Source organism: Pseudomonas sp. SIMBA_067 (assembly GCF_046534675.1).
Taxonomy (GTDB): domain Bacteria; phylum Pseudomonadota; class Gammaproteobacteria; order Pseudomonadales; family Pseudomonadaceae; genus Aquipseudomonas; species Aquipseudomonas putida.
This window is the reverse complement of record NZ_JAWRYH010001228.1, coordinates 1-240: the sequence shown is the minus strand read 5'-3', so window position 1 is coordinate 240 and position 240 is coordinate 1. Positions and strand designations below refer to the sequence as shown.

Annotated in this window: 1 pseudogene; it reads right to left on the bottom strand. The window is 65.8% G+C overall.

The window, feature by feature from the left end:
- Positions 1-240 (bottom strand): annotated as a pseudogene (locus SB765_RS33210) (hypothetical protein); the annotation flags it as partial.

The following is a 240-nucleotide window of genomic DNA, read 5'->3' as shown; positions in this document are numbered from 1 at the left end:
AGTTGAGGTGCGCCCGGCGAGTTGGCCGGCGTGAAACCCAGCAGGCGTACAGCCGCTTCGGCCTGGGCTTGCAGCTTGGGCAGCACATCCTGGCCGGTTACCGAGATAAGAGGTTTCAGGGTACAAGCCCCCGCGAGAGCCCAGGGTCGGCGACGGACGACCATCCACCACGCGTACCGACACCGGCTGGCCATGCCCCACAGGTGCCAACTGCGCAGTGACTTTAGGTTGCGGGCTGAG